This is a genomic window from Mesorhizobium sp. WSM4850 (assembly GCF_055811735.1).
In genome coordinates this window covers 66450-73722 of the sequence record NZ_JBVVPV010000036.1, presented here as the reverse complement: position 1 = coordinate 73722, position 7273 = coordinate 66450, and the positions used below count along the sequence as shown (strand labels likewise).

The following is a 7273-nucleotide window of genomic DNA, read 5'->3' as shown; positions in this document are numbered from 1 at the left end:
TCCCAATTGTAGATGTGGACGTCGGTACCGCAGATCGCGGTCTTCTTGATCTTGATCAGAACGTCGTTCGGGCCGATTTCCGGCACCGGCACTTCTTCCATCCAGATGCCCGGCTCGGCCTTGGCCTTGACCAGCGCCTTCATCATGTTCGACATTCTTTTGTCCCTTGAAACTCTTGATCCGGAATCTCTTTTCGCTTCCGGCCGTTCAGGAAATCACACCAAGTTCGCGCCCGACCGCGCCGAACGCCTCGACCGCCCGGTCGATATCGGCGGCCGAATGGGCGGCCGACATTTGCGTGCGGATGCGCGCCTGGCCCTTGGGCACGACGGGGAAGGAAAAGCCGATCACGTAGATGCCGCGCTCAAGCAGCATGTCGGCCATTTGCGAAGCCAGCGCCGCATCGCCGATCATCACAGGAATGATCGGGTGGTCGGCTCCGGCCAGTGTGAAGCCCGCTTTTTCCATGTTGGCGCGGAAGCGCGAGGCGTTGTCGTAGAGCCGGCGGCGCAAGCCGCCGCCCTGCTCGATCATATCCAGCACCTTCAGCGAGGCCCCGGCGATCGCAGGCATCAGCGTGTTGGAAAATAGATAGGGCCGCGAGCGCTGGCGAAGCCATTCGACCACCGGCCTGCTCGCCGCCGTGTAACCACCCGAGGCACCCCCCAGCGCCTTGCCGAGCGTGCCGGTGAGAATATGGACCCGGCCCTCGACGCCGCAATATTCCGGCGTGCCGCGGCCGTGCTCGCCGACGAAACCGACGGCGTGGCTGTCGTCGACCATCACCATGGCATTGTACTTGTCGGCGAGATCGCAGACGCCCTTCAGATTGGCGATGATGCCGTCCATGGAAAAAACACCGTCGGTGGCGATCAGCTTGAAGCGGCTGCCTTCGGCCTTCTTCAATTCCTCCTCGAGCGCCGCCATGTCGTTGTTGGCATAGCGAAACCGTTTTGCTTTGGAGAGCCTGACGCCGTCGATGATCGAGGCATGGTTCAGCGCGTCGGAAATGACGGCGTCCTCCTCGGAAAGCAGCGTCTCGAACAGGCCGCCGTTGGCGTCGAAGCAGGAACCGTAGAGGATCGTGTCCTCCATACCGAGGAAGCTCGATATCTTTGCCTCGAGCTGCTTGTGTTCCTCTTGTGTGCCGCAGATGAAGCGCACCGAGGCCATGCCGTAGCCGTAGCGGTCGAGCGCGGCCTTCGCCGCTTCGCGCAGCTCTTCGCTGTCGGCGAGGCCGAGATAGTTGTTGGCGCAGAAATTGAGCAGCTTGCGGCCGCCAACCTCGATCTCGGACGACTGGGGGGAGGTGATGACGCGCTCGCGCTTGTACAGGCCCTCCGTCTCGATCTGCGAAAGCAGCCCGCCAACGTAGTCTTTGAGAGTCGGTGCCATCGTGCTTCCACTTCCATTGGTGATCTTCGCGGTCTTGCTCATGCGATTTCTCCCCGGAGCACGCGCAACATGCACTCGAAGTGACTTGGATCGTGTGTTTTGAGGAGCGCAGCTTCCCGGGGCTGGTACAGATCCCAGAGACGCGATATCCAAAAACGAAATGCTCCAGCGCGCTGCATCGCAGGAAGCAATAGGCGTTCGGGTCCAGTGAGCGCGCGAACTGACTCATACGCGCCGAGAAAGGCGGCAACTTGCTTAGTGTCTTGGCGGCCGGTGCCATTGTCGACGCACCAGTCATTTAGGCACACGGCTATATCGAACAGAAAGGAGTCGCATCCGGCGAAGTAGAAATCGAAGACGCCGGTCAGGTGACCATCTTCAAACAATACGTTGTCGCGAAAGAGATCAGCGTGCACCGGCCCCCTTGGGAGTTGCTCGTAGGTGGAGGACGCAGCAATTTGGTTCTGAAAGGCAAGTTCGCTCGTGAGCAGCGAGCGCTGTCCCTCAGATACGCAGCGGCCGACCACCGGCACCACCTCGTTCCACCATTCGAGGCCGCGCGGATTGGCCTGCCGCCGTGGGTAATCGCTCCCGGTCACGTGCATTCGCGCCAGGATCTCCCCGACAGCGCGACAATGCGACTCTGTCGACGCCGTCACGCTCTCGCCAGGAAGCCTGTTGACGATCACGGCAGGCCGGCCTTTCAGCGTGTGAAGGATTTCGCCTCTGACGTTGGCAACCGGATCCGGGACCGGCATTCGCCGCGCCGCAAGGTGCTTCATCAGGTGAAGGTAGAAGGGCAATTGCTCGAACGTGAGCCGCTCGAACAGGGTCAGCACATATTCGCCTGCCTCGGTATCCACAAAGTAGTTCGTGTTCTCAACTCCGCTCGCGCTGCCGCGAACGGAGTTCGGCTGTCCCAGGCCCAGAGCCTGAAAGAAAGTTGCGACTTCGTTAGGTGACAACTCGGTATATACGGCCATGGCGAAAGAGGTCCCGGTCGTGGAAGCAGCCTTTCAGCAAGCCTGCAGCGTTTCAGCGATGTAGGTCTTCACGGTCTGTGCATCGGCGGAAAGCAGTTTGAACCGTCTCGGCAAGCCCTCTATGCCATCGAACCGTTGCGGAGGAACTGGCTCTCGGCCCAGGGCCTCCCTGATGGTCTCCGCAAATTTGACCGGCAGGGCCGTCTCGAGCACGATCATCGGCACATCCGAAACCGAATGCTCGCGCGCGACCTTCACGCCGTCTGCAGTGTGTGGATCGATCAGCGCGCTGAAGCGGTGCCACGCGTCACGGATCGTCTGCAACCGGTCGGCGTGGGTGCTCTTCCCGCTGCGGAAACCAAAATGGTCCGCCGCCTTCCCGAAGGCGGGATCCCCGCTGAGATCGAACGACCCGCATTCGCGCAGTTGATCGTCGAACAGCGATCTCGTCCGGCTGGCGTCGCGACCGAGCAGGTCGAACACGAAACGCTCGAGATTGGAGGCCTTGGAAATGTCCATGGATGGGCTCGAGGTTTCATGGGTATCCGCCCGGCCCCGCACGCGATACACCCCGGTATGGAAAAACTCATCGAGCACGTCGTTCTCGTTGGTCGCAATGACGAGACGGGATATGGGAAGGCCCATCATGCGCGCAACATGACCGGCGCAGACGTTGCCGAAATTGCCCGAGGGAACAGCGAAGTCGACCTCTGACGAATTCTCTTCCGTCACCTGAAAATAGGCAGAGAAGTAATACACCACCTGAGCGACCAGCCGGGCCCAGTTGATCGAATTGACGGCGCCGATCCGGTGGCGCCTCTTGAAGTCAGCATCGCCGGACACGGCTTTCACGATGTCTTGGCAATCGTCGAACACCCCTTCGATGGCAATGTTGTGAATGTTGTCGTCCTGCAGGCTGAACATCTGGGCTTGCTGAAAGGCGCTCATGCGTCCGTGGGGCGACATCATGAAGACGCGGATGCCCTTCTTGCCGCGCATGGCATATTCCGCCGCGCTGCCCGTGTCGCCACTGGTTGCCCCGAGGATATTCAACTCCGCACCCCGCCGCGCCAGTTCATACTCGAGCAGATTGCCGAGCAACTGCATCGCCATGTCCTTGAACGCCAGGGTGGGACCGTTCGACAGTTCCGCCACATGGAGACCGCTCTCAAGCATTCGCACGGGCGCGATCCTGGCGGTCCCAAAGACCTCGGGCCTGTAGGTCTTTGCACAGATGGCCTTCAGGTCAGCGGGCGGAATATCGTCGATGTAGAGCGACAGGATTTCAAAGGCGAGCACCGGGTAGGACAAGCCCCGCCACTGATCCAGCGTGGCATCATCCAGCCGAGGGTAGACCTCAGGCACATAGAGGCCGCCATCCGGGGCGAGACCTTCAAGCAGAATCTCGCAAAACTTCCTGCGTTCGGGATGGCCGCGCGTGGAGATGTAGTGCATGTGATGCTGTTCCTTGTTGCCGCTATCGTTCGGCAAGGGTCGATAGACCGCCAACCGTTCGGCCTTCAGCGGCTGGCGCGCCACCAGGCGATACGGTCCTGCAGGGCGTAGCCCTTGATAACGGCCGGGATGAACCACGGATTGCCGCGATAGAGCGGGATGGCGGCAGGCGGCCGGAAATCGAATGCGGTGCGCGCCCGATCGCCATGCCCCATCAGCTTGTGAGCCGCACGCGTGCCGACCCATGGCGCCCAGACCACGCCCGAACCACAGAAGCCGGTGGCATAGACCACGCCGTCCTTCTCGAAGATCCTGGGCAGCATGTCGCGGTGCATCGCCACATTGCCGAACCAGCTGTGCGAAAGACGAACATTCTCCAGTTCTGGGAAAATTTCGCCCAGCCCGTTGCGCAAACGCAGCGTCGGGGCTGCCGGATCGCCTGCACGCGAGCTGTCGCGCCCGCCGAGCAGAATGCGTCTGCCGTCCGGCGAAGGGCGATAATAGAAGCCAAGCTCGCGGCCCTCACCCATCATCATCCGCTTCGGCATCAGGTGCGCCATCAGCTCAGGCGCGAGTTCCTCGGTGGCAATGATCCGGCTGCGAACCGGCACCAGCCGGCGGCGCAGGAAGGGATTGGCGCCGTCGGTGTAGCCATTTGTGCAGACCAGCACCTGGCGCGCCTGCACTGTTCCCGCCGAAGTGGCGACGCGGAACCCGGAGCTATCCCTTTCAATCGAGGTCACGGGCGTGTTCGAATGCACCGCCAGTCCCGAAGCGAGCGCCACCCGCAGGAGCTCCGCATGGAATTTGGCCGGGTGCAGCCCACCGATGTCCATCCGGACCATGCCGCCGCGATAGAAGTCGGTGCCGACGTAGTTGCGCTGCTTTGTATATGGAACAGCGTAAGATTCGATCCCCAGTTTCCTCGCCAACGCCTCGGCGCCGCGGGCCATCTTCTCGTACTGTTCATATCCGATGGCGCCCTTGAACAGGCCAACCAGTTGAAAGTCGCAGTCGAGCTTTTCCGACTTGATGAAGTCGTAAAGGAATTCGCGGGCGACCTTGCCCTCGGCCTCGATTGCCATGGCCTTTTCTTCGCCGAAGCGCCGGGTGATCGTGGCGTAGTCCAGCCGGATGCTCCCGCTGGTAATTCCGCCATTGCGCGACGAGGCCCCCTCTCCCGGATTCATCGCATCAAAAGCTGCAACCGAGCGCCCATCGCGCGCCAGCGCAAGCCCGGCCGAAAGGCCCGCATAGCCGGCGCCGACGATCGCCACATCGACCGTCCTGGCCAGGGGCTGCGGCGGCAGCGGCATGACGGGCGCCGCTTCCCACCAGTAGGGGGTGCTCTTGTCTGCGACTTTCGGCTCGTGCATGAGAGTCACTTCTCGCTGGGTTTTCGGGTGAGGCGCGGGCCGCTTTTGTGATCAGACACGGTCGTCCCGCACGTCGAGCGCATCGCGCAACCCGTCGCCGATGAAATTAAAGCTTGTCACGGCGATGGTGATGGCTGCCCCGGGAATGATCGCCAGCCAGGGCGCACTGTTCAGATACTGCTGGGCGCCCTCGAGCATGTTGCCCCAGCTCGGCAGCGGCGGCTGAATGCCATAACCCAGGAAACTGATATAGGCTTCCAGGAGAATAGCGTGCGCGACTGTCAGCGTCGCGGCCACGATGATCGGGCCCATGGCGTTGGGCAGGATCTCGCGGAACATGATATGCGCACCGCTAAGCCCCAGCATGCGGCCGGCCAGCACAAACTCGCGCTCGCGCAACGACCGCACCTCGGCCTCGACAATTCGAGCTACCTCCATCCAGCTGGTGACAGCGACGATGACGGTGACCATAGCCGGGCTCGGCTTGAGTGCCGCGGCCAAGGCAAGCAGCAGGAAGATGGAGGGGAATGACAGGAAGCCGTCGACCGTGCGCATCAGCGCTGCGCCGATCCACCCGCCGCGGTAGCCCGCGATCACGCCGACGAGCGTTCCGATCATCGTCGACAGCAGCATGGCAAAGAAAGCCACCAGCAGTGAGGTCCTCCCCGCCATGAACAGTCGCGCCGCCACGTCCCGCCCCAAAGGATCGGTCCCAAGATAGTGGTCGCCCGTCAGCGGCGGTGCAAAGCGGGCGCGCAAATCGATGTATAGGGAATCATAGGGCAGGAGATGAGGGCCGAAGACGCATGCCAGCGTGAGAAGGGTGATCATCGCGAGTCCCAGCAACGCCAGATGATGGCTGGTGAAACGGCGCACGGTGCGGCTGCGCCACCAGCGGCTTGGTCCTGCATTTGCGGCGAGAGCGGTCATTTCGGGTGCCTCCTGTAGGGTGTGAGGGTTACGCGCTCAACCCAGACGAATGCGCGGGTCGACGATCGCCACGGCAATATCTGCGATCAGGTTGCCCAGAATGACGAGAATGGCCGAGAACATCAGCAGTCCCATCACGACCGGGTAGTCGCTGTAGCCGAGGCTGTCCAGGAACAGTCGACCCATCCCCGGCCAGGTAAACACTGTCTCCGTCACCAGCGCGCCGGTCAGGATGCTGGGAAGCTGCACCCCGGCCAGTGTGATCATCGGCAAAAGCGCATTGCCGACGACGTGCTTCATGATGACTCGGCGCTCGCTCAGGCCCTTGGCGCGGGCGGTCTTGACGAAATCCTGGCTGATGGCGTCGAGCGTCGCCGATCGCATGTAGCGGCTCCAGATCGCGACATGCACCAGCGACAGCACGATGCTTGGCATGATCAGGTGATGCAGGTAGTTCAGGACCGAACCGTCGCCGATCGTGTACATGTTGCCTGCAGGCAGCCAGCCCAGCTGCAGGGAGAAGATGTAGATGCCGACGAGCCCGAACCAGAAGGTCGGGATCGACAGCGCGACCATGGCTCCGACCGTCGCCATATAGTCGAACAGCGAATAGCGGTGCGTGGCGCCACGAATGCCGATCCAGGTGCCGATGGCGATCGCAATCGCGGTGGACGTCCCCATCAGCAGCAGCGTCGCAGGGACGTGCCGGCCAATCACTGCCAGCACAGGCGCGCCGTCGCGGAAGGAGTGGCCCCAGTCGCCCTGGAGAAGCCGCCAGGCCCAGTCGAGATATTGGATAAAAAGCGGACGGTTCAGCCCCAATTGCTCTTTCAGGCGCTCGAGATCGTCCTGCGTCATGCCGGGATCGAGCCCGAATTGCGCCAGCGGACCCCCCGGCAGCAGGTTCAGGACGAAAAACCCGATGACCGAGACGATCAGGAGCAGGATGAGGCTCTGTGAGAGCCGGTTGAGCAGGAAGCCGCGCATTCATCTCTCCTCTTTCAAGACAGCGCTGATGACTGGCGGGGGGGGCGCGGCGGGCGGGGGCGGCGGGGGGGGGGGGGGAGGAAAAAAAAAACAAAAAAACACAAAACGAAAAAGCACAGTTGGGAATTTATAATAAAAAAGAAAACA

The 7273-nt window shown here is 61.8% G+C and carries 6 protein-coding genes and 1 pseudogene; all 7 read right to left on the bottom strand.

The genetic code is table 11. The features are described from left to right. Positions 1-155, bottom strand: a pseudogene (tdh, locus tag AC0L2Z_RS26425) (L-threonine 3-dehydrogenase); the annotation flags it as partial. A 52-nt stretch (positions 156-207) separates the two neighbouring features. Beyond that, positions 208-1395 carry a glycine C-acetyltransferase gene (locus AC0L2Z_RS26420; protein ID WP_473629705.1) on the bottom strand — a complete coding sequence of 396 codons (1188 nt, stop codon included), beginning with the start codon at positions 1393-1395 and terminating at the stop codon, positions 208-210. Positions 1396-1433: 38 nt separating this feature from the next. Beyond that, positions 1434-2378 (bottom strand): homoserine kinase, encoded by a 945-nt coding sequence (locus tag AC0L2Z_RS26415; protein WP_473629703.1) that lies wholly within the window; start codon positions 2376-2378, stop codon positions 1434-1436. Positions 2379-2411: 33 nt separating this feature from the next. Next, the gene (gene thrC / locus AC0L2Z_RS26410; RefSeq protein WP_473629702.1) at positions 2412-3917 is read right to left on the bottom strand and encodes a threonine synthase; all 1506 of its coding nucleotides are present in this window, start codon (positions 3915-3917) and stop codon (positions 2412-2414) included. Further along, on the bottom strand, positions 3899-5209 hold the full coding sequence (locus AC0L2Z_RS26405) for an NAD(P)/FAD-dependent oxidoreductase (RefSeq protein ID WP_287223067.1): 1311 nt from the start codon (positions 5207-5209) through the stop codon (positions 3899-3901). The genes thrC and AC0L2Z_RS26405 overlap by 19 nt, the downstream gene beginning before the upstream one ends. A gap of 51 nt (positions 5210-5260) precedes the next feature. Continuing rightward, positions 5261-6139, bottom strand: a complete 879-nt coding sequence (locus AC0L2Z_RS26400; RefSeq protein ID WP_473629701.1) for an ABC transporter permease — start codon at positions 6137-6139, stop codon at positions 5261-5263. A 36-nt stretch (positions 6140-6175) separates the two neighbouring features. Further along, positions 6176-7126 carry an ABC transporter permease gene (locus AC0L2Z_RS26395; protein WP_287223064.1) on the bottom strand — a complete coding sequence of 317 codons (951 nt, stop codon included), beginning with the start codon at positions 7124-7126 and terminating at the stop codon, positions 6176-6178. Between the last annotated feature and the right edge of the window lie 147 nt (positions 7127-7273).

Bases quoted from the DNA above. Each gene is read 5' to 3' on its own strand.
- AC0L2Z_RS26420 (WP_473629705.1), bottom strand. From the start codon at position 1,395: ATGGCACCGACTCTCAAAGACTACGTTGGCGGGCTGCTTTCGCAGATC.
- AC0L2Z_RS26415 (WP_473629703.1), bottom strand. From the start codon at position 2,378: ATGGCCGTATATACCGAGTTGTCACCTAACGAAGTCGCAACTTTCTTT.
- AC0L2Z_RS26405 (WP_287223067.1), bottom strand. From the start codon at position 5,209: ATGCACGAGCCGAAAGTCGCAGACAAGAGCACCCCCTACTGGTGGGAA.
- AC0L2Z_RS26400 (WP_473629701.1), bottom strand. From the start codon at position 6,139: ATGACCGCTCTCGCCGCAAATGCAGGACCAAGCCGCTGGTGGCGCAGC.
- AC0L2Z_RS26395 (WP_287223064.1), bottom strand. From the start codon at position 7,126: ATGCGCGGCTTCCTGCTCAACCGGCTCTCACAGAGCCTCATCCTGCTC.